25 protein-coding genes and 1 pseudogene are annotated in these 23280 nt (G+C 72.3%); 11 read left to right on the top strand and 15 right to left on the bottom strand.

The window, feature by feature from the left end:
* Positions 1-2: 2 nt before the first annotated feature.
* From ACFWZ2_RS14270 to ACFWZ2_RS14280, 3 genes are all read right to left on the bottom strand, one after another.
* Complete coding sequence (locus tag ACFWZ2_RS14270) at positions 3-908, bottom strand: glutamate ABC transporter substrate-binding protein (RefSeq protein WP_384545378.1); 906 nt, start codon at positions 906-908, stop codon at positions 3-5.
* 31 nt (positions 909-939) lie between these two features.
* The gene (locus ACFWZ2_RS14275; RefSeq protein ID WP_384545379.1) at positions 940-1683 is read right to left on the bottom strand and encodes an amino acid ABC transporter ATP-binding protein; all 744 of its coding nucleotides are present in this window, start codon (positions 1681-1683) and stop codon (positions 940-942) included.
* Between the two features lie 114 nt (positions 1684-1797).
* Entirely contained in the window at positions 1798-2241 is a 444-nt protein-coding gene (locus ACFWZ2_RS14280; protein WP_384545380.1) for a DUF6278 family protein, read from the bottom strand.
* Between the two features lie 221 nt (positions 2242-2462).
* Here ACFWZ2_RS14280 and ACFWZ2_RS14285 point away from each other — a divergent pair, with 221 nt between their 5' ends.
* Positions 2463-3269 (top strand): alpha/beta fold hydrolase, encoded by an 807-nt coding sequence (locus tag ACFWZ2_RS14285; protein WP_384545381.1) that lies wholly within the window; start codon positions 2463-2465, stop codon positions 3267-3269.
* Positions 3270-3323: 54 nt separating this feature from the next.
* Here the strand turns inward: ACFWZ2_RS14285 and ACFWZ2_RS14290 are convergent, their stop codons facing one another.
* From ACFWZ2_RS14290 to ACFWZ2_RS14305, 4 genes are all read right to left on the bottom strand, one after another.
* Entirely contained in the window at positions 3324-4913 is a 1590-nt protein-coding gene (locus tag ACFWZ2_RS14290; RefSeq protein ID WP_384545382.1) for an FMN-binding glutamate synthase family protein, read from the bottom strand.
* Between the two features lie 33 nt (positions 4914-4946).
* Complete coding sequence (locus ACFWZ2_RS14295; RefSeq protein WP_384545383.1) at positions 4947-5750, bottom strand: cytochrome c oxidase assembly protein; 804 nt, start codon at positions 5748-5750, stop codon at positions 4947-4949.
* On the bottom strand, positions 5747-6235 hold the full coding sequence (locus tag ACFWZ2_RS14300; protein ID WP_384545384.1) for a DUF2243 domain-containing protein: 489 nt from the start codon (positions 6233-6235) through the stop codon (positions 5747-5749). Before ACFWZ2_RS14300 ends, ACFWZ2_RS14295 begins: the two co-directional genes overlap by 4 nt.
* An 80-nt stretch (positions 6236-6315) precedes the next feature.
* Complete coding sequence (locus tag ACFWZ2_RS14305; RefSeq protein ID WP_384545385.1) at positions 6316-6894, bottom strand: hypothetical protein; 579 nt, start codon at positions 6892-6894, stop codon at positions 6316-6318.
* A 118-nt stretch (positions 6895-7012) separates the two neighbouring features.
* On the opposite strand from ACFWZ2_RS14305, the pseudogene ACFWZ2_RS14310 reads away from it, so the two are divergent.
* Positions 7013-7414 (top strand): annotated as a pseudogene (locus ACFWZ2_RS14310) (LuxR C-terminal-related transcriptional regulator); the annotation flags it as partial.
* A 566-nt stretch (positions 7415-7980) separates the two neighbouring features.
* Here the strand turns inward: ACFWZ2_RS14310 and ACFWZ2_RS14315 are convergent.
* Positions 7981-9546, bottom strand: a complete 1566-nt coding sequence (locus tag ACFWZ2_RS14315; RefSeq protein WP_384545386.1) for a DHA2 family efflux MFS transporter permease subunit — start codon at positions 9544-9546, stop codon at positions 7981-7983.
* Between the two features lie 88 nt (positions 9547-9634).
* Here ACFWZ2_RS14315 and ACFWZ2_RS14320 point away from each other — a divergent pair, with 88 nt between their 5' ends.
* Positions 9635-10159: a MarR family winged helix-turn-helix transcriptional regulator gene (locus ACFWZ2_RS14320; RefSeq protein WP_384545387.1), complete on the top strand. Its 525-nt coding sequence runs from the start codon at positions 9635-9637 to the stop codon at positions 10157-10159.
* On the opposite strand, the gene ACFWZ2_RS14325 is transcribed toward ACFWZ2_RS14320, so the two are convergent.
* From ACFWZ2_RS14325 to ACFWZ2_RS14345, 5 genes are read right to left on the bottom strand one after another with little or no spacing between them, the layout of a single operon-like run.
* Entirely contained in the window at positions 10116-11063 is a 948-nt protein-coding gene (locus ACFWZ2_RS14325; RefSeq protein ID WP_384545388.1) for an LLM class flavin-dependent oxidoreductase, read from the bottom strand. The two genes, ACFWZ2_RS14320 and ACFWZ2_RS14325, sit on opposite strands and share 44 nt — an antisense overlap.
* A complete protein-coding gene (locus ACFWZ2_RS14330) occupies positions 11060-12736 on the bottom strand; it encodes an FAD-dependent monooxygenase (RefSeq protein WP_384545389.1) in 1677 nt (558 codons plus the stop codon). Before ACFWZ2_RS14330 ends, ACFWZ2_RS14325 begins: the two co-directional genes overlap by 4 nt.
* Positions 12737-12745: 9 nt before the next feature.
* On the bottom strand, positions 12746-13765 hold the full coding sequence (locus ACFWZ2_RS14335; protein WP_384545390.1) for a methyltransferase: 1020 nt from the start codon (positions 13763-13765) through the stop codon (positions 12746-12748).
* Complete coding sequence (locus tag ACFWZ2_RS14340; RefSeq protein WP_384545391.1) at positions 13762-15054, bottom strand: NAD(P)/FAD-dependent oxidoreductase; 1293 nt, start codon at positions 15052-15054, stop codon at positions 13762-13764. The genes ACFWZ2_RS14335 and ACFWZ2_RS14340 overlap by 4 nt, the downstream gene beginning before the upstream one ends.
* Positions 15047-15406, bottom strand: coding sequence for an antibiotic biosynthesis monooxygenase family protein (locus ACFWZ2_RS14345; protein ID WP_384545392.1), 360 nt, complete (start codon positions 15404-15406; stop codon positions 15047-15049). Before ACFWZ2_RS14345 ends, ACFWZ2_RS14340 begins: the two co-directional genes overlap by 8 nt.
* A gap of 120 nt (positions 15407-15526) precedes the next feature.
* Between ACFWZ2_RS14345 and ACFWZ2_RS14350 the strand changes: the two genes are divergently transcribed.
* The 8 genes from ACFWZ2_RS14350 to ACFWZ2_RS14385 are packed head-to-tail and all read left to right on the top strand — an operon-like array spanning position 15527 to position 21037.
* Positions 15527-16555: a methyltransferase gene (locus tag ACFWZ2_RS14350; RefSeq protein WP_384545393.1), complete on the top strand. Its 1029-nt coding sequence runs from the start codon at positions 15527-15529 to the stop codon at positions 16553-16555.
* Complete coding sequence (locus ACFWZ2_RS14355) at positions 16552-16872, top strand: antibiotic biosynthesis monooxygenase family protein (protein WP_384545394.1); 321 nt, start codon at positions 16552-16554, stop codon at positions 16870-16872. Before ACFWZ2_RS14350 ends, ACFWZ2_RS14355 begins: the two co-directional genes overlap by 4 nt.
* A 27-nt stretch (positions 16873-16899) precedes the next feature.
* Entirely contained in the window at positions 16900-17295 is a 396-nt protein-coding gene (locus tag ACFWZ2_RS14360) for a cupin domain-containing protein (protein ID WP_384545395.1), read from the top strand.
* Positions 17292-18554 carry a beta-ketoacyl-[acyl-carrier-protein] synthase family protein gene (locus ACFWZ2_RS14365; protein WP_384545396.1) on the top strand — a complete coding sequence of 421 codons (1263 nt, stop codon included), beginning with the start codon at positions 17292-17294 and terminating at the stop codon, positions 18552-18554. Before ACFWZ2_RS14360 ends, ACFWZ2_RS14365 begins: the two co-directional genes overlap by 4 nt.
* Positions 18551-19798, top strand: a complete 1248-nt coding sequence (locus ACFWZ2_RS14370; protein WP_384545397.1) for a beta-ketoacyl synthase N-terminal-like domain-containing protein — start codon at positions 18551-18553, stop codon at positions 19796-19798. Before ACFWZ2_RS14365 ends, ACFWZ2_RS14370 begins: the two co-directional genes overlap by 4 nt.
* Positions 19795-20073, top strand: a complete 279-nt coding sequence (locus ACFWZ2_RS14375; protein WP_384545398.1) for an acyl carrier protein — start codon at positions 19795-19797, stop codon at positions 20071-20073. The genes ACFWZ2_RS14370 and ACFWZ2_RS14375 overlap by 4 nt, the downstream gene beginning before the upstream one ends.
* A 2-nt stretch (positions 20074-20075) precedes the next feature.
* Positions 20076-20537: an SRPBCC family protein gene (locus ACFWZ2_RS14380; RefSeq protein WP_384545399.1), complete on the top strand. Its 462-nt coding sequence runs from the start codon at positions 20076-20078 to the stop codon at positions 20535-20537.
* Positions 20534-21037 (top strand): acetyl-CoA carboxylase biotin carboxyl carrier protein, encoded by a 504-nt coding sequence (locus ACFWZ2_RS14385; protein WP_384545400.1) that lies wholly within the window; start codon positions 20534-20536, stop codon positions 21035-21037. The genes ACFWZ2_RS14380 and ACFWZ2_RS14385 overlap by 4 nt, the downstream gene beginning before the upstream one ends.
* A gap of 73 nt (positions 21038-21110) precedes the next feature.
* On the opposite strand, the gene ACFWZ2_RS14390 is transcribed toward ACFWZ2_RS14385, so the two are convergent.
* Positions 21111-21776 (bottom strand): response regulator, encoded by a 666-nt coding sequence (locus ACFWZ2_RS14390; protein ID WP_384545401.1) that lies wholly within the window; start codon positions 21774-21776, stop codon positions 21111-21113.
* Position 21777: 1 nt separating this feature from the next.
* Positions 21778-22863 carry a sensor histidine kinase gene (locus tag ACFWZ2_RS14395; protein WP_384545402.1) on the bottom strand — a complete coding sequence of 362 codons (1086 nt, stop codon included), beginning with the start codon at positions 22861-22863 and terminating at the stop codon, positions 21778-21780.
* Positions 22864-23280 lie beyond the last annotated feature (417 nt).

The following is a 23280-nucleotide window of genomic DNA, read 5'->3' on the forward strand; positions in this document are numbered from 1 at the left end:
CCTCAGCTCGCCGGGTAGCGGTCGATGGCGGGCGGCTGCGGCGCCGGGACTCCGGAGAGGCCGAGCGTGGCGTCGTACGCCTTCTTCCAGTCGCCGTCCTTCTCGCGGGCCGCGAGGGCGTCGTCGATCGCGAACCGCAGGGTGTTGTCGCCCCGGGGGACGCCGATGCCGTACGGCTCCTTGGAGAACGGCTTGCCCACCACCTTCAGCTCGTCGGGCACCTTGGCCGCGTAGCCGATCAGGATCGCGTCGTCGGTGGTGACGGCGTCGACCTGATAGGTCAGCAGGTTGTCGACGCAGACCGAGTAGGTGTCGTACGCGACGAGGGTGGCCTTCGGGTAGTCCTGCTGGATGCGCTGGTAGGGGGTGGATCCGGCGGCCGAGCAGACGCGCTTGCCGTCGAGGTCCTGCGGCCCGTTGATGTCTTCTTCGTCGTGCCGCACCAGCAGACCCTGACCCGCCATGTAGTACGGGCCGCCGAAGCCGACGAGCTTCTTGCGGTTGTCGTTGATGGTGTAGGTGCCTACGTAGTAGTCGATCTGCCCGTTCTGCAGGGCGGTTTCGCGGTTCGCCGACGCGATGGTCTTGAACTCGATCTTCTGGGGGTCGAGGCCGAGCGACGCCGAGATCATCTTGGCGATCTCGATGTCGAAGCCCGAGTAGGTCCCGGTCGCCGGGTCCTTCTCGCCGAGGTAGGGCTGGTCCTCCTTGGCCCCGACGACGAAGCGGCCGCGGCTCTTGGCCTTGCGCCAGGTGCCGGAGTCGGGGAGCTGGAAGCCGGTCGCCACCCGGTACTTGGGGAGTTCCTCCGCCGCGGGGCCCTTGGTCGGCGGGCTGCCCTCCTTGCCGCAGGCGGTGGCGACGAGGGCGGCGACGGCGAGGGCCGCGAACAGCCGTGTCGTCCGCATGGTCTTTCTCTTCACGAGCACGTCACCCCCGTCAGTGCTTGAGGATCTTGGAGAGGAAGTCCCTGGCCCGCTCGCTCTCCGGGTGGGTGAAGAAGTCCTCGGGGGACCGGTCCTCGACGATGCGGCCGTCGGCCATGAAGACGACCCGGTTGGCGGCGGAGCGGGCGAAACCCATCTCGTGGGTGACCACGACCATGGTCATGCCGTCACGCGCGAGCTGCTGCATGACCTCGAGGACCTCGTTGATCATCTCCGGGTCGAGCGCCGAGGTCGGCTCGTCGAAGAGCAGGGCCTTGGGGTCCATGGCGAGGGCGCGGGCGATGGCCACGCGCTGCTGCTGGCCGCCGGAGAGCTGCGCCGGGTACTTGTCGGCGTGCGTGGACAGGCCCACGCGCTCCAGGAGTTCACGGGAGCGCTTGTCCGCCTCGTCCCTCTTGCGGCCCCGCACCTTGATCTGCGCCAGCGAGACGTTCTGCAGAACGGTCTTGTGCGCGAAGAGGTTGAAGGACTGGAAGACCATGCCCACTTCGGCGCGGAGCCTGGCGAGTGCCTTTCCCTCGTCGGGCAGCGGCTGCCCGTCGAGTCTGATCTCTCCGGACTGGATGGTCTCGAGCCGGTTGATCGTCCGGCAGAGCGTTGATTTGCCCGACCCCGAAGGGCCGATGACCACGACCACCTCCCCCTTGCCGACGGTGAGGTCGATGTCCTGGAGGACATGCAGCTCTCCGTAGTACTTGTTCACATCACGCAGCTCGATCAACGGATCGACGGCCATGGCAAGACCTGCCCACTCTCAGCTGTGTACGTCCGCGCAAACTATCCACGCTTAAACGGGACTTACGGGACGACACGCACGTATGGGCATTAACCGTATTTGAGGCAATTCTGGTTACGTCTCGGACGCCTCGGCATAGACCTGGGACAGCTCGGGCGCTCCCTGCACCGCCCAGTCGAGCCCGGCGTCGACCACCGGGATCTCACGGCCGGACGCGAGGCGCACCACGGGGCTGCCGCCCGGCCAGACGTGCCAGGAGGCGCCCGGCACCGTGCGCACGATGACGGTGCCCAGATAAAGGCCCGCGTCGTTGCCGAGCCACGGCAGCAGCTCCGGGTCGTCGCGCCAGAGCGGCAGGAGCTGGTCGAGCGCCGCCAACGACGCCGGGGAGTCGTCGAGTTCGAGCCCGGCCACGCCCGCCTGGGAGCGCAGCAGTTCGCACTCGGAGAGCAGCTCCGCCACGCCCTCGGGATCCTTGTCGAACGCGGCCGCGAGGCCTTCGGCCCGCTCTGCCACGGAGTGCCGCTTGCGCCACTTGTCGAGGAACGGAATGTTCATGATCGGCCTCTCCATCGGGTGGCACAGCCGGCTGCGCAGCTGGGCGCGCATGTCCGTATTTCCAAGAATGTATCTTGCATCAGTTGATCACGGAATCAGGTGAATCACGCCGCGCGGCCCGGCACCGCGGCGGCCCGGGGGTTGAGGACCGCGGCGGTGGCTGCAAATGTCGTTCGTACGGGGGGAGTTGCCTGCTCGGCGAGGAGAGCGGAGGAGACGCCATGGACCGTGACCGGGTGATCTCACGGGACGGCACGCCGATCGCGTACACCCGTGCGGGAGCGGGACCGGTCCTCGTCCTGGTGGGCGGGGGCCTCGACGACGGCGCGGAGAACGCGCCGCTCGTCCCGGAGCTCGCGGGTGACTTCACGGTCCTCAACTACGCCCGGCGCGGCCGCGGCGCGAGCGGTGACACCCCTCCCTACGCCCTTGAGCGGGAGTTCGACGACCTGGCGGCACTGATCGCGGGGGCCGGTGGGACGGCGCATCTGTACGGGGTCTCCAGCGGGGGCGCCCTGGCGCTCGAAGCCGCGGCCGCAGGGGTCGGCGGCATCGACAGGATCGCGGTGTACGAAGTGCCGTACAACCTCCGCGCCGACTGGCCGCCGCGGTGGCTGCGCTACCGCGACGAGCTGGCGGAGGAGCTGGGCCAGGGGCGGCTCGACGCGGCCTTCGCGGCGTTCCTGCGGGTCACCGGGACCCCCGAGCAGGAGATCAGGGCCTTCCTCGACTCCCCCGCCTGGCCGGGACTGCGCGACCTCGTCCCGTCCCTTGCCCATGACGCGGCGTGCCTCGGCGACGGGCGGCCGCCGGTGCAGCGGCTCGCGCGGATCACCCGGCCCGTCCTGGTGCTCACCGGAGGGGGCCATGGGCCGGACGCCCCCGAGTGGGTCGTCGGCCTCGACGCGGCCGCGGACGCGATCGCGGCGGGCCTGGCCCACGCGGACCGCCTGACCCTCGCGGGCCAGACCCATGTGGCCGACCCGAAGGCGGTCGCCGATGTGCTGCGCCGGTTCCTCGCGGGCTGAGCTGGCGGCGGTGTCGGTCGGCGGGCGATGACGTGGTGGCCGGGGCGCCGGAGGTCAGGGGGTGAACGTGTCCGGGTCCGCGGCGTCCCAGGCGCGGTACCAGTCCGTGGGCAGGGACTTCGCGGTCAGGAGCTGACCGGGTTCGAGCCAGGTGAAGAGTTCCGCGTACGACCGCACCGCGTCGTGCGAGACGCGCCGCCGCAGCATGTGGGGGCGCAGCCGCGCCGGGTCGGTCACACCGAGGGAGGCCATGATCTCCATCGCGCTGTGCACCGTCGCCCGCTGGAACCGGGCCACCCGCCGGTACTTGTCCTCGACGTCCAGTGCCTGCCCGCGCCGCGGGTCCTGGGTGGCCACGCCGACGGGGCAGCGGTTGGTGTGGCAGCGCTGCGACTGGATGCAGCCAACCGCGAACATCATCGCGCGGGCCGCGTTGGTGTAGTCCGCCCCCTGGATGAGCCGTTTGACGATGTCGGCGCCGGTGGCCACCTTGCCGCTCGCGCCGATCCGGACGCGGTCGCGCAGGCCGGTGCCGACCAGCGCGTTGTGCAGGATGGTCAGTCCTTCGGTGAGCGGGGTGCCGACGTGGTCGACGAACTCCATGGGGGCCGCGCCCGTGCCGCCCTCGGCGCCGTCGACGACGATGAAGTCGGGGGTGACGTCCTCCTCCAGCATGGCCTTGCACAGGGCGAGGACGTCCCTGCGGCTGCCCACGCAGAGCTTGAATCCGGCCGGTTTGCCGCCCGCGAGCTGCCGCATGCGGGCGATGAAGCGGACCAGTTCGCGGGGCGTGGAGAAGACCGCGTGGAAGCTGGGTGAGATGACGGTGCGGCCCTCGGGCACCTCGCGCACCCGGGCGATCTCCGCGTTGACCTTGGCCCCGGGCAGCACCCCGCCCATCCCGGGCTTCGCCCCCTGCGACAGCTTCAGGGACACACAGCGCACGGTGTCGCCCGCGGCCTTGCGCGCGAACTCGTCCGCGTCGAAGCCGCCGTCGGGCGTACGGCAGCCGAAGTAGCCGGTGCCGATCTCCCAGACCAGGTCGCCGCCGTGCCGCAGGTGGTACTCGGAGATGCCGCCCTCGCCGGTGTCGTGCGCGAAGCCGCCCTCGGCCGCGCCCCTGTTGAGGGCGAGGACGGCCTGCGCGGAGAGCGAGCCGAAGCTCATCGCGGAGACGTTCAGGAGGGCCATCTCGTACGGCCGCCCGCAGCCGGGCCCGCCGATGTGCGCGGTCGGCGGGTGCTCGGGCACCGGGCGGGGCGCCATCGAGTGCGTGAAGAACTCGTACCCCGGCTCGTAGACGGAGAGTTCGGTGCCGAAGGGGTCCTGGTCGGCGACGCCCTTGGCCCGCTCGTACACCGTGGACCTGGTGTCCTTGTCGTAGGGACGGCCGTCGTAGTCCCGCTCGATGAAGTACTGCTGGATCTCCGGACGCACGGCCTCCATGAGGTAGCGCAGATGCCCGACGACGGGGTAGTTGCGCAGTACGGAGTGGCGGCGCTGGGTCACGTCGTACGTCCCCACGGCGCCCGCCGCGAGGAGCGGTCCCGCCGCGGCCCACCACCACGGGGCGGACGTCACGGCGAGGACCGCCGCCGCCAGTGCCACGATCACCAGGACGGCCACCAGGCCTCTGCGCACCACGGTCTCTCCTCGCTGTCCGCCGCCCGTCGGCGGCTACCGGACGGTGTCGGCCTCTCCCCTTCTTCGGCGCGGTGCCGCGCGCACCTGAGCGGCTCTGGCGAGGGCACGGCCACCGGCCGCGTACCACTGCAGGGCGAGCAGTGCCGCGAGGGCGATGCCGGTCAGGTCGCCGCCGTAGTACATGACGCGGGACGCCGTGTGGAGATCGGTCTCCGTGATCTCCGTGCCGGGGAGTCCCGGTGGGCCCGTGACGTACAGGGACTTGGCGAGGATGCCGTGCGCGGCGGCCGCGGCGAGCAGGGCGCCGCCGCGCAGCGCATGGGTCGAGCGGTGTCGCAGCGGCTCCACGGCGAGCACCGCGAGGGTGAACAGCGCGCCGGACAGCAGGAAATGGACGTAGACGAGGGCGTGCAGCCAGGGGCGGTGGTGGGCGGCGGCGAACAGCGGGGTGCGGTAGACCGCCCACAGCCCGCCGATGTGCACCGCGGCGGCGACCGGCGGCCAGAGCGGCACCGCGGCCGCGCGGGACCGTACGCAGGACAGGAGCCGTCGCCGGGGTGCCACGAGAAGCACCCGCAGGGCCAGCGTGACCGGCCTGCCGAGCACCAGGAGCAGCGGCGCGGCCATCCCCGCGGCGAGGTGGGAGACCATGTGCCCGGTGAACGGCGGCCAGCCGTGCCAGGGGGCCGCCCAGCCGGTGACGAGGACCGTGCCGCCCGCACAGAACGCCAGGTCGCGGCCGAGCGGCCAGCGGTCGCCGCGGGCGCGCAGCCGGCGGGCCGCCGCCAGGTAGGCGAGGCAGCAGACGGTCGTGGCGACCAGGAGGGCCGCCGTCATCGGCGGCCGCCGCCGCGGGCCCGGCGCCTCGCCCGGACCAGCAGGGCCGCGCCGATGAGCAGGAACACGACGGCGATGACGTTCCAGGTCCAGTCGTAGGGCGCCAGCTCCACGCCGTAGCGGATCTGGTGGAGGCCGAGGGCCTTGTGCTGGAAGGTGCCGTCGTACAGCTGGAAACCGCCGAGGCCGAGGCAGAGCCCGGACCACCAGGCGGCCGGTTCGAACGTGTTCCTGCGGCGCAGGTCCGCGTAGCCGAACAGGCCCGCCACCACCGCGAGCCAGCCGAAGGCGTGGAACAGGCCGTCGGAGACGAGGCCCGCGTCGTCGGAGGCCTTGTCGTAGAAGTGGTGCCAGTGCAGCAGCTGGTGGAAGACGACCTCGTCGACGAAGGCCGCGAGCCCGATCCCCACCAGCGCGCCGCTGGGCAGGGACCGCGCCTTCGCGGGTCCCCGCCCTCGCGGACGTCCCCTCCGGTCATCCGTCATCCGGACCTCCTCCACGTGCGGGCGAGCAGGGAGGCGCCGGGTACCCGCCGCGCGCGGGCCCAACCCATCGGCGCCGCCGCTCACACGTCGCGGCGGTCCCCGGCGAACACCGCGACGGCGGCCGCGCCGAGCGGCCAGAGGGCGAGGACGAGCCATGACCCGCCGGTCGTGGCCGGGTAGGGGGACTGCGCCGCGCCGCCCGTCTCGACGAGCCGCAGCCACGCCTTGCAGGGCAGCCTGTGCCCCGCGGCGGCCGACCAGCGGCGGTCGTCATTGAGCACCAGGGGCAGCAGGATCAGGAGGACAACGGTGGCGACCACGCCGCTGCCCGCGTGCCGCAGGAGGGTGCCGAGCGCCAGGCCCGCCAGCGCGGCGACCGGGGCGAGCAGCGCGGAGGCGATGACGACGCGCCACGCGCCGGGGTGGCCGATGGAGACCCCGGCGTCCCTGCCGGACAGGATCGCCTGGGTCAGCCAGAAGGAGGTGCCCGCGACGACCGCGCCGAGGACGGCCGCGACCGCAGCGACGACCAGGGCCTTGGCCGCCAGCACCGCGCGGCGGTCGGGCACGGCCGTGAAGGTCGTACGGATCAGTCCGCTGCGGCACTCCCCCACGATCGCGAGGGTGCCGAACGCGCCGGCCGCGAGCACCAGGATCATGGCGGCGTTCGCCGTGAACGCCTCCTGGAGCGGGATGCCGTCGCGCAGGAAACGGGCCCGGTCGCCGGGGCCGTCCTCCGTCCAGTAGCGGTAAGTGTCGTACGCCTGCCCGGCGTTCGACGACGAGTACGTCTACGCCGCGCTGCGCGCCGGAGCCTCGGGATTCCTCGTGAAGGACATGGCCCTGGACGACATCCTCTCCGCGATCCGCGTGGTTGCCGCCGGGGACGCCCTGATCGCGCCGAGCGTCACCCGGCGACTCATCAAGGAGTTCGCGGAACGACCCACGGCCGCGCCCGCGCGCGACGTGACCGTCGAGGGGATCACCGAGCGGGAGCGCGAGGTGCTGACCCTGGTCGGCGGCGGCCTGTCCAACACGGAGATCGCCGAGCGGCTGTGCATCAGCGTGGCCGCGGCCAAGACGTATCTGACGCGGCTGCTCGCCAAGCTCGGGGCCCGCGACCGGGTGCAGCTCGTGATCATCGCGTACCGCTCGGGACTGGTGTCGGCGGACCGTTGAGCGGGGCCGGGCATCACCAGGTGACAGGGCCGGGGAAGCTGCGCAGCAACGCGGGGTGCGGCGGGCGGCAGGGCGACGCCCTCGCCCGCGCGGATGACCCGGCCCGCCACCTCCACGTCGTCGGTGGCGACCCTGCGGCGCCCGGCGTGCGTGATGCTCAGCCTGCGCAGCAGCTCGTCCACGGCCGACTCGACGAACGCCGGGTCGTCCGCGTCACGCAGCTGCGCCAACTGTACGGGGTGGCGCCGGAGTTCAAGGGTTCCGAGCGCGAGCTGGTGCGGATAGCCGGGGACGGTGGGGTCGGCGCTGAAGCGGTCGTCGGGCAGGACGGCCCGCTGGTCCTCGTAGCGCACGACGAGCCAGACGGTGTCGCCGTTCCACAGCCGGAGCCTGGACACCGGCTCCTCGGCCCGCAGCCGCGCCTAGGCGGGCGGCGTGTCGAGGGGGAAGTCGGGGACGCCGTCGCGGAGTTACCGGGTCCGGCCGGGCTGCTCGCTCGCGTCGGCCCGGTCGGCCTCAGCCCGATCGGATCGGTCCGTCGTGGGTCCTGTCTCCTTGCGCAACGTTCAGGGAGCGCTCCTGTCGTCCTCGTCCAGCCCTCGGGCCGGGCTCGGCAGGGGCTCTTTCGGCGGGGATTCCTTCGGCAGCGGCTTCTTCGGCAGGAAGAAGGCGGGCAGATAGATGAGCGCGACGAGTCCGAACGCCGTCCAGAACGTCTCGGCGAACGCCGTGGCGAGCGGCCCCTCGACCCGCTCGCGGACGGAATCGGGCAGGTCGCCCGCCCCGCCGCCGCCTCCCGAACCACCAGCGCCCGCAGGCAGGTTGGCGTTGATGCGGCTGCTGAGCACGACGCTCAGGACCGCGCTGCCGATCGAGCCGCCGATCTGCTGGACGATGGTGAGGGTGCTGCTCGCGCGCGGCACGGCGTCCTTGGTGAGTGTGGCGTACGCGGAGGACAGTGCCGGGGCCATGGTCGCCCCGAGGCCGAAGCCGCGGACCATCAGGGACACGGCGAGCAGGGTGTACGAGGTGTCGGGGTCGACCTGGGTGTAGAGGAAGGTCCCCGCGAGGGCCAGGGTCACCCCGGCCGGCACGATGCGGCCCGCGCCGAGGCGGTCGGTGAGCACCCCGGCGACGGGCATGGCGAGCGCGGCCCCGAAGCCCTGCGGCGCGAGGAGCAGGCCCGCGGTGAGCGCGCTCTCGCCCTTGGCCGTCTGGTAGAAGAGCGGCAGCAGCAGCATCGAGCCGAACAGGCCGATGCTGAACAGGAAGGTGGTGAGCGAGGCGGCGCCGAAGGTGCGGTTCGCGAAGAGCCGTACGTCGATGAGCGCGTCCGCGCCGCGCCGCCCCGCCGCGACGGCGAAGACCGTGACGAGGAGCGCGCCGGCCGCGAGGGCGACGAGCGCGATGCCGTCGCCGAAGCCCTCGGCGCCGGCGCGCGACAGGCCGTACAGCAGGGCGACGAGCCCCGAGGAGAGCAGCGCGAGTCCGCGGGTGTCGAGGCGGCTGCCGCCGTCCTGCTGTCCCGGGGTGCGCGGCAGCCACTTCACGGCGGCGGTCACCGCGAGGACGCCGAGCGGGATGTTGACGTAGAAGATGAGCCGCCAGTCGATGCCGACGAGCCAGCCGCCGAGCACGGGGCCGAGGACCGGGCCGAGGAGCATCGGCACCCCGATGATGCTCATCACGCGGCCCATCCGCTGGGGTCCCGCCGCGGTCGCGAGGATCGTCTGGGCCAGGGGCATCAGCATGCCGCCGCCGAGGCCCTGGAGGACGCGGAAGGCGATCAGGCTCTCGATCGACCAGGCGGCGCCGGAGAGTCCGGAGCCGAGGACGAAGAGGGTGAGCGAGAGCAGCCACAGGGGTTTGGTGCCGAAGCGTTCGACGGCCCAGCCGACGAGCGGGATCACCATGCCCATCGCGAGGAAGTAGCCGGTCACGACCCATTGGAGCGTGGTGAGGCCGGTGTCGAGGTCCTCGCTGAGGGTGCTGAGTGCGACGTTGACGATGGTGGTGTCGAGCACGGCCATGATCGAGCCGAGGACGACCACGCCCGCGAGGACCCAGATCTCCTTTCCCAGGCGTTCGTCGGATGCCGGTTTCGGTAACTCGTTCGCGGCTGCGGTGCCCACGGCGGCCTCCCGAATTGCCTCTGATTCGCATTGGCTTGATGTTCAATGCATCTTGCAGTACAGCACCGGACGTGCTGGACTTCAAGCCATGGCCGTACGTCCCGCCGGCAGTGAACCGGCCGCAGCTGACACCGAGTTGGGCAATGACGGGCTGGAAGGGGACGTGCTGGACGACGACGTGAAGGACCTCGTCCGGCTCGTCACCCGCTTCGCCCGACGCGTCAGGGACCCCGGCGGGGCGGCACCGGAGGCGATGCGTGCGCTGCTCGGTGACGCCGGGCTCGCCAACCGCCATATGGAGCCGCTGATCTCCCTGGCGATGGACGGCCCGGCGTCGGTGGGCGAGCTGGCCGCGCGGCTCGGGCTCAGCCCGACGACCACGAGCCAGCTCGTCAACGAACTGCACCGGGGCGGGCTCGTCGGACGCGTGGAGGACGACGCCGACCGGCGGCGCACGATCGTCAGCGTCCTGGAGCCGCACCGCTCGCTGATCGAACAGTGCGCGCGGCTCAGGCTCGCCCCGCTGCTCGACGCGCTGGCCCGGCTCTCGCCCGCGGCCCGCAAGGACTTCATCCGTACGTGGCAGCTCGTCGTCGCGGCGTGCGAGCGGTGAGCACCGCGGCCGCGAGGGCGCACAACTCCTCCTCCCAGTCGGCCGGTTCGGCGAACGGCACGAGCACGAAGGTGGACAGGCCGGCCGCCGTGAGCTCGCGCAGCCGGTCGGGCAGCCGGTCCAGGGTGGGCGCGAACTCGTCGACGCCCCCGACCACGCGCTCGGCGCGCAGCCGGTCGAGGACCATCTGCTGCACGGGGCCGAGCGGCGCGTCCCGGTAGCGGTAGGGCACCACCGAGCCGTAGCCGTCGTCGCCGATGGCGCGGTCCGCGCGGGCGGCGGCCGCGGCGATCACGGCGCGGGCCCGCTCGGCGGCGCGCGGCGTGGTCGTCGACGCGCCGAGCCAGCCGTCGGCGATGCGGCCCGCGCGGCGCAGCTGGGCGTCGCTCGCACCGCCCAGCCACAGGGCGGGGCCCGCGCCGTGCGGCTTGGGCAGCACGTCGAGACCTTCGTAGTGCGCGGCGGCGCCGTCGTGGGTGACGGGGCCCTCCCGCCACAGCCTGCGCAGCAGCGGCAGCGCCTCATCGAACAGGGCGGCCCGCTGGGCCCGTTGGACCCCGAACGCCTGCTGCTCCCCCGGGTCGGCGCGGCCGAGTCCGAGGGCGACCGTGAGCCTGCCGCCGCTCATCCTGTCCAGGCTCGCGAGCTGGGTGGCGAGCAGTGCGGGCGGCCGTCCCGGCAGGGTGAGCACGGCCGTGCCGAGCCCGATCCGAGCGGTGACGGCCGCCGCGTGGGCGAGGGCGACGACCGGGTCGGCGACCAGGCCGGTGACCCGCTCGGGCACCCAGAACCCGTCGAACCCCTCCCGCTCGGCGACCTGCGCCGCGGTGGTGAGGACGGCCGGGTCCGGGGGCAGCGAACTGCCGGGGTAGAAGCCGGGGAACAGCACGCCCACCCGGCTCACGGCCGCCTCCCGTTGCGCTCCGCCGTGCCCGGCCGGTCGTACAGCCTGCGCAAGGCGTCGGTCAGGACGGTCCGCGGGTGGTCGGGCAGTGTCGGGTTGCGCCAGGCGACGAAGCCGTCGGGGCGGATCAGGGTCGCGCCCCGGCCGGAGACGCCGTACGCCTGGGCCCAGCGGCCCGACGGGTCCGCCAGGTCCGCGTCGCCGCCGGGCGGGCCGACCCGGTGGGCGGGCAGCGCGATGCCGAGGTCGGCGGCGGCCTCGCGCGCGGCGGTGATCCACTGCTCGCCCTGCTCCCCCACGAGCAGGACGCAGCTGTCCTGCCACAGGTCGAGGGTGGAGATCCGGGCGGCGTTCCGGTCCTCCAGGACGACGTGGGCCGCGCGGGTGCCGGGGCGGCCCGTGGGTTTGCGCGGGTCCTCGACGGGGTCGCCGTCGTCCTCGTCGAGGAGGACGGCGGCCGAACGGTAGCGGTAGCCGAGGGAGACGGTGTTGTGGTCGGTGGCGGGCGGCATGCCTCCGGCGGGGGTGGGTCCGCCGGTCGCGGGCAGGCCGTGCGGACCGCCGTCCGCCTTGTCGCCGACCCAGGAGGCGGGGAGCCTGCTCGCCGTGGCGGCGACGGTGAGTTCGGAGACGGCGCGCCGCTCGGGCCCGTAGGTGTCGAGCAGCCCGGGGCCCGCCGCTTCGGTGAGGACGGCGGCCAGCTTCCAGGCGAGGTTGTGCGCGTCCTGGATCGCGGAGTTGCCGCCGAACCCGCCCGTCGGCGGCATCACATGGGCGCTGTCGCCGACGAGGAAGACCCGGCCCTCCTGGAAGCGCTCGGCGACGAGCATCGCGATCTCCCACGGGGAGGTGCTGTACAGGTCGGCCCGCGCGTCGTCCCTGCCGATCGCGGCCCGCACCAGGCTCCGGCACCGTTCGGGGGTGAAGTCGTCCGGGGTCTCGCCCTGTTCGGGGTGGTAGGGCACGGAGAGCTGCCAGAACCCCGAGTCGCGGGGCAGCAGGCTGGCGCCCATGCCCTCGATGAAGCAGGCGGAGAACCTGCGGCCGTCCAGTTCGGGGCGCAGGTCCGTGTCGAAGTAGATGCTGATGCGGTGGCCGAGCAGGCCGGGCCCCTGCCGGGTGATGCCGAGGCTCTCGCGCACGGCGCTGTGCGTGCCGTCGGCGGCGATCAAGTAGGCGGCGCGCACGGTGCGTTCGGTGCCGGACGCGCGGTCGCGGAGCACGGCGGTGACGCCGTCCGCGTCCTGCTCGAAGCCGGTGAGTTCGGTGCCGAAGCGGATGCCCGCGCCCAGCTCCCGCGCCCGGTCGAGCAGCAGGGGTTCGAACTTGTCCTGGTCGCAGGCGCAGGCCACGGTGGGACTCACGCCGCTGAGGTCCTCCTCCCAGGGTTCCACGTTCCAGCGGACCTCGGGGTCCTGGAGGCTGTCGCCGACCCAGGCGATGCCGCCGATGTCGCGGTCACTGGTGCCCACGGCCTGGACGCGCTCCGCGAGGCCGACGCCGCGCATCAGTTCCATCGAGCGGATCGTCGGCCCGCGGAAGCGCGGCTGGTACGACATGGTGTCGTGGCGTTCCGCCAGCAGGACGGGGACGCCGGCGCGGGCGAGGAAGAGGGCCGACGACAGCCCTCCGAGCGCCCCGCCCACGACGAGTACGGATACGTGGTCGGTCATCGTCCTTCCTCACTCCTGGGGAACGGCTTCGACGAGATGGAGGCGCGGCGCGGCGACGGTGCCGATCGGCTGCGCGCCCGCGAGGGCGAACCGTGCGTCACCGAGCAGCGCCTCGTATTCGGAGAGGGTGCGTTCGCGGCCGCCGATGAGCATCATCACCAGGTCCGAGTAGCCGGCCGTGGCGGTGACGGGTCCGTCCGGCACGACGTCCTCGACGATCAGCAGTCGGCTGCCTTTGGGCGTCGCGTCGCGCACCGTGCGCAGCAGCGTGCGGGCCGTGTCGTCGTCCCAGTTGTGCAGGCAGCGGGCGATGCAGTAGACGTCGCCGCCCGTGGGCACGTCGGTGAAGAAGCTGCCGCCGACGAGGGTGCACCGGTCGGTGAGGTCCGCCTTGCGCATCCTCTCCCGTGCGGCGGAGAGCATGGCGGGCCGGTCGAGCAGGGTGGCCGTCAGGCGCGGATGTCTGCGCAGCGCCATCTCGACGAGGGTGCCGTCGCCGCCGCCGAGGTCGACGAAGTGCTCCGCGCCGTCCAGGTCCATCCGGTCCAGGGCGGTGTCGAAGAAGGCGGCGGCGCTGCGGCCGAGGGACCTGGTGAACTCGCGGTCGGCATCGGGGTGGCTGTCGAGATACTCGAAGTACGGCATTCCGTAGATCTTCTCGGCGGCGGGCCTGCCGGTCCTGAGGGTGTGCTCCAGCTCGGAGAAGAGCGGAAGCACCCGCTCGATCCCGACCGAGAGGAAGGCCCGCAGCGGTGCCGGCGAGTCGGCGCGCAGCATCCGCGCCGCCTCGTTCAGGGCGAAGTGCCCCCGCGGGCCCTCGGTGAAGAAGTCGAGGGCCGACAGGGCCCGCAGGGTTCTGCCGAGGGGGTCGGGGTCGGCCCCCACCTCGTCGGCGAACTCCTCGACGGGGCGCGGCTCGTCGCCCAGGACGTCGGGCACGCCGAGCCGCGCCACGGCGTCGAGCGCGTGGATGAGCCAGCTTCCGGTGGAGACCCGCATCAGGAGTGCGCTCTGCTCCTCCGGCGTCACCGGCCCCGCTCCACGGTCATGGGCGGCGCGGAGACCCGGCCGCGCAGCTTCTCCAGGAGCTCCCACCGGTCCTCGGGCGGGGCCTCGAAGAAGTCGCCGCCGTCGGAGAGGCCCGACACCAGGGTCACGAAGTCGACGTTGGCGGGCAGTCCTTCGCCGCGGTCCAGGATCTTCTTCGCGTCCTCGTAGTACTCGCTGCGGTTCTTGCGCTGGTCGTAGAAGGCGCGGACGAAGTCGAGGATGCCGGTGAGGAAGCGGCGGTAGCTGTCCTCGTACCGCTGGCCGGTCTCGTGTGCGGTGGCGGGGGTGTCCAGGATCATCCCGGCGGCGGTGGACGCGGTGGCGCCGCCGCGCAGGGCGAGGGTGACGCCGGTGGAGAGCAGCGGGTCGACGAAGCAGGCGGCGTCGCCGACGGCGAGCCAGCCGGGGCCGTGGAAGCGCTCCAGGTTGTACGACCAGTCCTTGATGGTGCGGAAGCCGCTGACGCGTGTCGCGGGCTCCATCATCCGGGACACCTCGCGGGAGTCGCCGGTCTGTTCGGCCCAGAGTTTCTCTGCGGTCAGGCCCGATTCGGCGAGGGTTGCGGTGGGGGTGACGTAGCCGATGCTGGTGGTGCCGTCGCCGAGCGGGATGAACCAGAGCCAGCCGCCGGGGCGGTACTCGATGAGGATGTTGCCCGCCTGGTCCCCCTCGTACCTGCGACAGTTCTGGAAGTACGCCCATACGGCGATGTTGCGCAGGTCCTCGTGCCAGCGGATGAGGTCGAAGTGGCGGCCCAGCCACCGCTGTTGGCCGGAGGCGTCGACGACCAGCTTGGCGTAGGCGTCCACGGGGTCGCCGCCGCGCGGCTGGTAGCGCACGCCGATCACGCGCTCCCCGTCGAAGAGCGGCTCCTTGACGGTGGCGTCCTCCACGACGTGGGCGCCCAGTTCCCTGGTGCGGGTGAGCAGGAGCGCGTCGAAGTCGGCGCGGCGCACCTGGTAGGCGTACGGGTAGGGGCCGCCGTCGGCGAAGGAGAAGGTCCACTGCGGCAGGTCGCGGCCCCACACCAGGGTGCCGCCGTACTTCTTCACGAGCCCCATGTTCTCCATGCGTTCGCGCAGCCCGAGCCGGTCGAGGGTGGGCCACACGCCGGGGATGAGGGATTCGCCGATGTGGTAGCGGGGGAACTTCTCGCGCTCCAGGACGAGGACGCTGCGGCCCTCGGTGGCGAGCAGTGCGGCGGTCGACGCGCCCGCCGGGCCGCCGCCGACCACCACGACGTCGTAGTGCCGTTGTTCGTCACTCATCGCCGTTCCCCTTCCCGGTGTCGCCGGTCCCTTCGACGACATGCGTGTAGACGACGTCGTACGCGCCCTGCTTGCCCTGGGTGAGTTCGCCGATCGGCATGAAGTGCGGGGCGGACGCGGGGTCCCGCACCATCGCCTCGAAGTCCTCGCGGCGGCGCCACTGCGTGTAGTCGACGACCTGGTAGCCGTCGACGCTGCGGTGCACGTTGCCGGAGATGTAGCCCGGGCGGTGCCGTATCAGCTCCTCGTGCGCCTTGACGATCAGATCGACCAGCTTCTGCTGGTCCCGCGGCTTGGTCGGAAACAGATTGATGAACGTGGCGAACTCGTTGTCGGCGGAGATCTCGGCCATGTGGAGGGGCCCTCACTCTCTTGGTTGCCTCTTGCGCGACTTGAGCCATTATGTAGAGTCGTTGATTGAGTAAGTCAATGGATTGGTCCCCAAATTGCTTCACCGGAGGAGTACCTCACCATGACGTCAACTCCCTTGCGACCCACGCCCGAAGCCGCCACGAAACTCCGTGAGCTGGGCATGAGCCTCGGCTTCGCGGGCGCCCTGCGGGCCGCGGTCACCCTCGGCGTCCCGGACGCACTCGACGAAGAACCCCGCACCGCGGCCGAGCTCGCACCCCACATCGGCGCGCACGCCGGGACGTTGGAGCGCCTGCTGCGTGCCCTTGGCACGCACGGCGTCTTCGAGGAGCAGGACGGGCGCCGCTTCGCGCACACCGACCTCTCCCGGCTGCTGCGCGAAGACGCCCCCGGCGGCATGCGGTTCATCGTGCTGTGGGCCACCGCGCCCTGGACCTGGCAGGCCTGGCCGCTCCTCGCCGACGCCGTGCGCACCGGCGAGCGCGTCTTCGACACCCTCTTCGGCAAGGAGTTCTTCGCGCACCTCGCCGAGGACGACCCGGAGGCCGCCCAGACCTTCGACCGGGCCATGACCCAGTCGAGCCGCATCACCTCGGTGCCGGTCGCCGACGCCCTCGACCTCACCGGCATCGACTCCGTCGTCGACATCGGCGGCGGCCAGGGCCACCTCGTCCACACCCTCCTGGAACGCCACCCCGGCCTGCACGGCACGCTGTTCGACCTGCCGGGCGTGGTCGCGGGCGCGCTGCCCGAGCTGCGCGAAGGACCGCTCGCCGAGCGCTGCGAGATCGTCGGCGGCGACTGCCGCGCGTCCGTGCCCAAGGGCAAGGACCTCTACCTCTGCAAGAACGTCCTGGAGTGGGACGACGAAAGCTCGCTCGCCGCGCTGCGCGCCATGGCCGCGGCCGGCCGCCCCGGCTCCCGTGTCGCGCTCGTGCAGAACCTCGTCGAGGACAGCACCGAGCTGAAGGTGACCACCGCCATGGACCTCTTCCTGCTGCTCAACGTCGGCGGCAAGAAGCACACCGCGGCGGGCCTCGCCGACCTCTTCGCCCAGGCCGGGCTGACCTACCACGGCTACCGCCCCGTGCCGGGCACCAGCCTGCACGTGGTGGAGGGCACCGTATGAGCGAGGAGGAGCCGCGCCTGCGGGTGCTCTTCCTCGTCCGCGTGGAGAGCGGCGGCGCCGACCGGTTCGTCTCCGCGTACGAGCGGATACGCCATCAAGTCGCCCGCGCCGAAGGGCATCTGGGCGACGAGCTCTGCCAGTCCCTCACCGACCCCGACGAGTGGCTCATCACCAGCGAGTGGGTCTCGGCCGCGCACTACCGCGCCTGGGCCGAGAGCCCCGGACAGCCGGACCTCGCCGCACCCATCACGGCCGCGTCGGCCGGCTACGTCCACAAGCCCTTCGCGGTGCGCCTGCACACGGCCGCACCGCTCTGATCCGACCCAACGGGGACAAGGAGAACCATGACCACGCACACCGTGCGCGTCGTCGACGCCCACGATGCCGTGCCGAACACCCGGCGCGGCGGCGAACTGCGCACCCTGCTCACCCCGACGGCCGTGGGGGCCACGTCCGGCTTCATGGGCGTCGCCCGCATCGCGCCCGGCGACTGGATCGCCGAGCACTACCACCCGTACTCCGAGGAGTTCCTCTACGTCGTGCAGGGCGATGTCATCGCCGAACTCGACGATGTGCCGCACCGGCTCGGCCCCGACCAGGCCCTGATGGTGCCCATCGGCGTACGCCACCGGGTGCGCAACGCCGGCAACGTCGACGTGCGCATCGTCTTCCACCTCGGCCCGCTCGCGCCCCGGCCCGACCTCGGGCACGTGGACACCGAACAGCGGGACGGGACATGACCCGGCAGGTCGCCGTCACCGGAGTGGGTGTCGTCGCGCCCGGCGCCATCGGCACGGACGCCTTCGTCGACCTGCTCGGCTCCGGGCGGACCGCCACCCGCGCCATCACCCTCTTCGACCCGACCGGCTTCCGCTCCCGCATGGCCGCCGAATGCGACTTCGACCCGGCGGCCCACGGACTCCTGGAGCGCGAGGCCGAACGCATGGACCGCTACGTCCAGTTCGCCGCCGTGGCCGCCCGCGAGGCGCTCGACGAGGCGGGACTCGACATGACCGGCGAGGACCCCTGGCGCACCGGCGTCTCGCTGGGCAGCGCGGTCGGCGGCACCACCCTCCTGGAGTCCGACTACATCCGCGCCTCCGAGCGCGGCAGCACCTGGGAGGTCGACCACGAACTCACCTCGCCCGCGCTGCACCGCGTCTTCTCGCCCGCCCCGCTGGCCGGTGAGATCGCCGAACTCAGCGGCGCCCAGGGCGTGGTGCACACCGTCTCCACCGGCTGCACGTCCGGGCTCGACGCGGTCGGCTACGCCTTCCAGGCCATCACGGAGGGCCGCGCCGACGTCATGATCACCGGCGCGTCGGAGTCGCCCGTGTCCCCGATCACCGTCTCCTGCTTCGACGCGATCAGGGCCACATCCGAGCGCAACGACGAGCCGGAGCGTGCCTCGCGGCCCTTCGACCGGGACCGCGACGGCTTCGTGCTCGGCGAGGGCGCCGCCGTCCTCGTGCTTGAGGAACTGGAGCACGCCTGGCGGCGCGGCGCCCAAGTGCACTGCGTCGTCAGCGGGTTCGCCACCCGCAGCAACGCGTACCACATGACGGGCCTGACCAGGGAGGGCATCGAACTGGCCGAGTCCATCGAGCGCGCCATGGAGCAGGCGGGCCGCGGACCCGACGCGATCGACTACATCAACGCGCACGGCTCGGGCACCAAACAGAACGACCGGCACGAGACCGCCGCCTTCAAGCTCGCGCTCGGGGAACGCGCACGGGCGGTACCGATCAGCTCCATCAAGTCGATGATCGGGCACTCGCTCGGCGCGATCGGCGCCATCGAACTGGCCGCCTGCGTCCTTGCGATGGACGAGTCGCTCGTCCCGCCGACCGCCAACCTGGAGCACGCCGACCCCGAGTGCGACCTGGACTACGTGCCGGTGACGGCACGTCAGGAGCGCCTGGACACCGTGCTGTCCGTCGGCAGCGGGTTCGGCGGCTTCCAGTCGGCCGTCGTCCTCGACCGGAGGGAGCTGCGGTGACACGTCGCACGGTCATCACGGGGGTCGGCGCCATCGCGCCCACCGGAATCGGCATCGACCTGGTGTGGAAGGCGGCGCGGGAGGGACTGTGCGTCATCGGCCCGCTCACCCGTTACGACCCGCGGGGCACACCGCTCGCACTCGCGGGAGAGATCAAGGGATTTGAACCGCTCCACCATCTGGAGGGCCGGATCGTCGCCCAGACCGACCGGTTCACACATCTCGCGCTCGCCGCCTCCGACATGGCGCTGCGCGACGCGGGCCTGTCGCCCGGCGAACTCCCCCCGTACGCCTTCGGGGTGGTCACGGCGAGCTGCGCGGGCGGCGTCGAGTTCGGCCAGCAGGAGATCCAGCGGCTGTGGAGCAAGGGGCCGCGGCATGTCGGGCCCTACCAGTCCATCGCCTGGTTCTACGCCGCGAGCACCGGCCAGATCTCGCTGCGACACGGCCTCAAGGGGCCCAGCGGCGTCCTGGTCACCGACGAGGCGGGCGGGCTCGACGCGGTGGCGTACGCCCGCAGGGAGATCGGCCGCGGCGCGGCCGCGATGCTCGCGGGCGGCGCGGAGGCGCCGCTCTCCCCGTTCTCCATGGCCTGCCAGTTCGGCCACGGGCTGCTCAGCGCGGAACGCCGCCCCGGGCGCGGCTATCTGCCCTTCACCGCGCAGGCCCCCGGGTTCGTGCCCGCCGAGGGCGGCGCGATGCTCGTCGTGGAGGAGGCCGGTGCGGCGGCCGCCCGCGGCGCCGAACCGCAGGCCGAAGTGCTCGGGCACGGCACGACGTTCACCGGCGCGCGCCGCTTCGACCGGTCCGCCGACGGGCTCGCCGCGGCGGCCCGGATCGCGCTGGCCGAGGCGGGCCTCGGCCCGCGCGAGGTGGACGTGGTCTTCGCCGACGCGCTCGGCGTGCCCGAGGCCGACGCCGCCGAAGTGGCGGCGCTGCGGTCGGTGTTCGGGTCACGGCTGCCCGCGGTGCCGGTGACGGCGCCCAAGTCCGGTACGGGGCGCGCCTATTCGGGCGCCGCGGCACTGGACGTGGCCGTCGCCGTGCACTGCCTGCGGCACGGCGTGATCCCGCCGACACCCCGGGTCGGCGCCACCGACCCCGCCCTGCACGACCTGAATCTCGTCACCGGACGGGCGCGCACCGTCCCTGTCCGTACCGCGCTGCTGCTCGCGCGCGGCCTCGCGGGCAACAACTCCGCGCTGGTACTGGGCCGTTCGCCCTCGGAAGGAGACCCCTCATGACCAATGGAAACCACCTCACGTACGAGACGCTCGCCGCGCTGGTCCAGCAGTGCGCAGGAGTGACGCTGCGCCCCGCCGAACTCGAGGAGCCCGACGCCGTGTTCAAGGACCTCGGCGTCGACTCGCTGGGCACCCTCGGCATCGTCGCGGAGCTGGAGAACCGCTACGGCGTACAGCTCGGCAAGGACGCCGAGGAGGCGACGGCCCCCGGCGAACTCCTCGACATCGTCAACCGCCGCATCGCCGAGGAAGCAGGAACACCGAAGGGAGCCTGATCGTGCCCGAACTCACCGAGAACGAGATCGTCATCAACGCACCGTTCGACGTCGTGTGGCGGCGCACCAACGAAGTGGAGCGCTGGACCGAGCTGTTCAGCGAGTACAAGGCGGCCGAGGTCCTGGAACGCGACGGCGACCGGGTCCTCTTCCGCCTCACGCTGCACCCCGACGACGACGGCAAGGAGTGGAGCTGGGTCTCCGAACGCGTCATGGACCGCGCGGAGCGCACCGTACGGGCGCACCGCGTGGAGACGGGCCCCTTCCGCTTCATGAACATCCACTGGACGTACGAGGAGGTGGCGGGCGGCACCCTGATGCGCTGGCGGCAGGAGTTCGCCATGAAGCCGGAGGCCCCGGTCGACGACGCCTGGATGCGGGACAACATCAACCGCAACAGCAAGGTGCAGATGGCGCTCATCCGGGACCGCATCGAGGCCGAGACCCCGCGCGAGACCGTATGAGCGACACGGAGACCGACCCCGACGCCCGCGGCGACACCGCGGGCGACACCGGCCTCGACGCGCTGTGCCGCAGCGCGGAGCGTCTCGTCCGGCTCGCCGGGCCCGGGCTCAGCCGCCTCCAGGTCACCTCGGGCGGCACCGCGGTGGTCGTGGAGTGGAACGGGTCGCCGGCGGCGGAACAGCCGCCGGCGGCCGCCGGGAGCCGCACCGCGGGCGAGGCCGATGCCGATGCCGAGGCGGAACGGCCGGAGGAGGACAGCCGGGCCCGGGTCCTCGCCCCGTGCGTCGGCACCTTCTACCACCGCCCGCAGCCCGACGCGCCGCCCTTCGTCCGCCCCGGCGACTCGGTGAGCCAGGGCCAGCAGATCGGCGTCGTCGAGGCGATGAAGCTGATGACGCCGGTGGAGACGGACACCGCGGGCCTGGTCGCCGAGATTCTCGTGCCGGACGGGACGGCGGTCGAGTTCGGTCAGCCGCTGCTCGCCCTCGAACCCGCCTGATCCGCCCGCGAACCCGCTAGACCCGCCCGCCGATCCGGCCCGGGCACGCCTTCCGGCCCCTCTGGTCCACCCCTCAGCGGCCGTCCCGCTGAGGGGTGATCAGAGAGGCCGCGATGGCCTTGTTGACCGCGTCGATCCGCGACGTGGCGCCCAACTTGGCGAAGATGTTGCGCAGATGGTGCTTGACGGTGCCCTCGGCCACCGCGAGCTGGCGGGCCGTCTGGCCGTTGGTCATGCCCTGCGCGACCAGGGTCATGACCTCGCGCTCCCGGGCGGAGAGCAGCCCCGGCTCGGACGGCGCCGGGGTGTGCACCTGCGCCATGCTCGCCCGGGAGACCGAGAGCACGACCCGTTCGTCGTCGGCGACCACGGCCCGCACCGCGGAGACCAGATCCTGGCGGGAAACCGTCTTGAGCAGATAGCCGCGCGCCCCTCCCCTGAGCAACTCCTGGACGGTGCGCGGCTCGTCGTACACGCTCACCATGATCACCCGCACCCCCGGGGCCACGTCGAGGATGCGCCGCAGCGTCCCCGCGGCGTCGCCGTCCGGCAGCCCGACGTCGAGCAGCACCACGTCCGGGGGCCTTGCCGCGATCACGTCGACGGCGCGCGCCCCGTCCCCCGCCTCGCCGACGACCAGGAACTCCGGTTCCGCGTTGAGCATTTCGATGAGTCCGTCGCGTACGAGCGTGTGGTCGTCGACGATCACGATGCGGGTCACCACGTTCTGCGCCCCCACGTCATCTGCTCTTCGTGGGGAGCAGGAACTCGACGAACACGCCCCGGCCCGTGTGGCTGGAAATGGCGACCGAGCCGCCGAGCCGTTCGATGCGCTCCCGCATCGAGGCGAGCCCGACACCGCCCGGCCGCTGTGCCACCTCGAAGCCGACCCCGTCGTCCTCCACCACGGCCCGCGTCTGGTGCGGCGCGATGTCGACGCGCACCGTGACGGTGCTCGCCATGGAGTGCGCGAAGGCGTTGCGCAGCGCCTCGCGCAGCGCCTGGAAGAGCTCGTCCATCGTGTCGTCGGAGAGCCAGCTCTCGTGCCCCGTGACGACGATGTCGAAGGCGGCGTCCGGCGCCCGCAGCGCCTGTGCGCAGTGCCTCAGCGCGTTCTCCAGGCCCTCGATGCGGGCGTGCACCCGCAGTTCGGACGCGAGCTGCCTGACCTCTTCGAGGGCGGTGCGCAGCGAGTCCTCCGCCTCCACCAGCTTGGCGTCCGCCGACGGTGCGTCCAACGCCCGGTAGAGACGCACCAGTTCGACGTTCTGCTTGGCCACGCTCACCGCGTAGCCGACCCGGTCGTGCAGGTCGCGCGAGATGCTGCGGCGGTTCTCCAGGAAGCTCTGGGCCGTCTCGTGGAGCATCTCCCTGGTCTTGGTCTCCAAAGCGGCCTGGAACCGCCACATGATGCTGTGGTGCAGGCTGACCGCGGCCTCCACCGTGCACCGGCAGGTCTCGGGGTGGTGCCGCATGGACGCCGACACCGCCTCCACGACCACGTCGAAGAGCAGCTTGATGGCGGTGCGCGGGTCCTCCAGGCGCCAGTTGGCCTGGTACGGGAAGGTGACGGTGCGGTTGCCGCGTTCGGCGTCGACCGACCGCATCCGGTCCAGCGGCCGGCGGCTGCCGAGCGCCTGCAACGAGTCCTCTATCACGGCCCGGGCCTGCAGGCTGCAGAACCGCAGCACGCGCGGGTCGTCGACCCCCACGCCCGAGGCGAGCAGGCGCTGTTCATAGTGGTGGAGCACGGACTCGAGACGGGCGCCGAGCACCTCGGCGATCTCGGGTCCGCGGTGTAAGTGGTCAGTGGCAGCCTCGTTCACACAGCCTCCCCGCTTCGGTCACGCGGTCACGCGGTCGGTGGGCCGGGCGTGCAAGGCGCGCGCCCCTGCCGCCCGCCGGCCGGGCCGGCGCGGCGGGGACGGGCACGCGGACAGGCCGCAGCTGAGTGCCGGTCACGGTCCCCCGTACTGGTCGTGCTGGTCATGTGCGCGATCATGTTCCTGCAGCACTGTCCCTCCGCCCTCGGCGCGCGGCGGACCGGTAAGTGTCACCTCACGGTCCTGCCACGCTACGAGTGACGGTACTCCGGTCATCCCGCACGGCGTCAATGTCGCAATATGCCGATTCGGACACCCAACTCGACCGGTGGGCGGGCCCACCGGCCCCATCGGGTCAGTGCCCGGGTCTGTCGAAGGAGGGATGTCCCCTCCCCCATGTGTCATACACCGCCATGCCAC

The sequence above is a fragment of the Streptomyces sp. NPDC059002 genome, assembly GCF_042740435.1.
GTDB lineage: Bacteria > Actinomycetota > Actinomycetes > Streptomycetales > Streptomycetaceae > Streptomyces.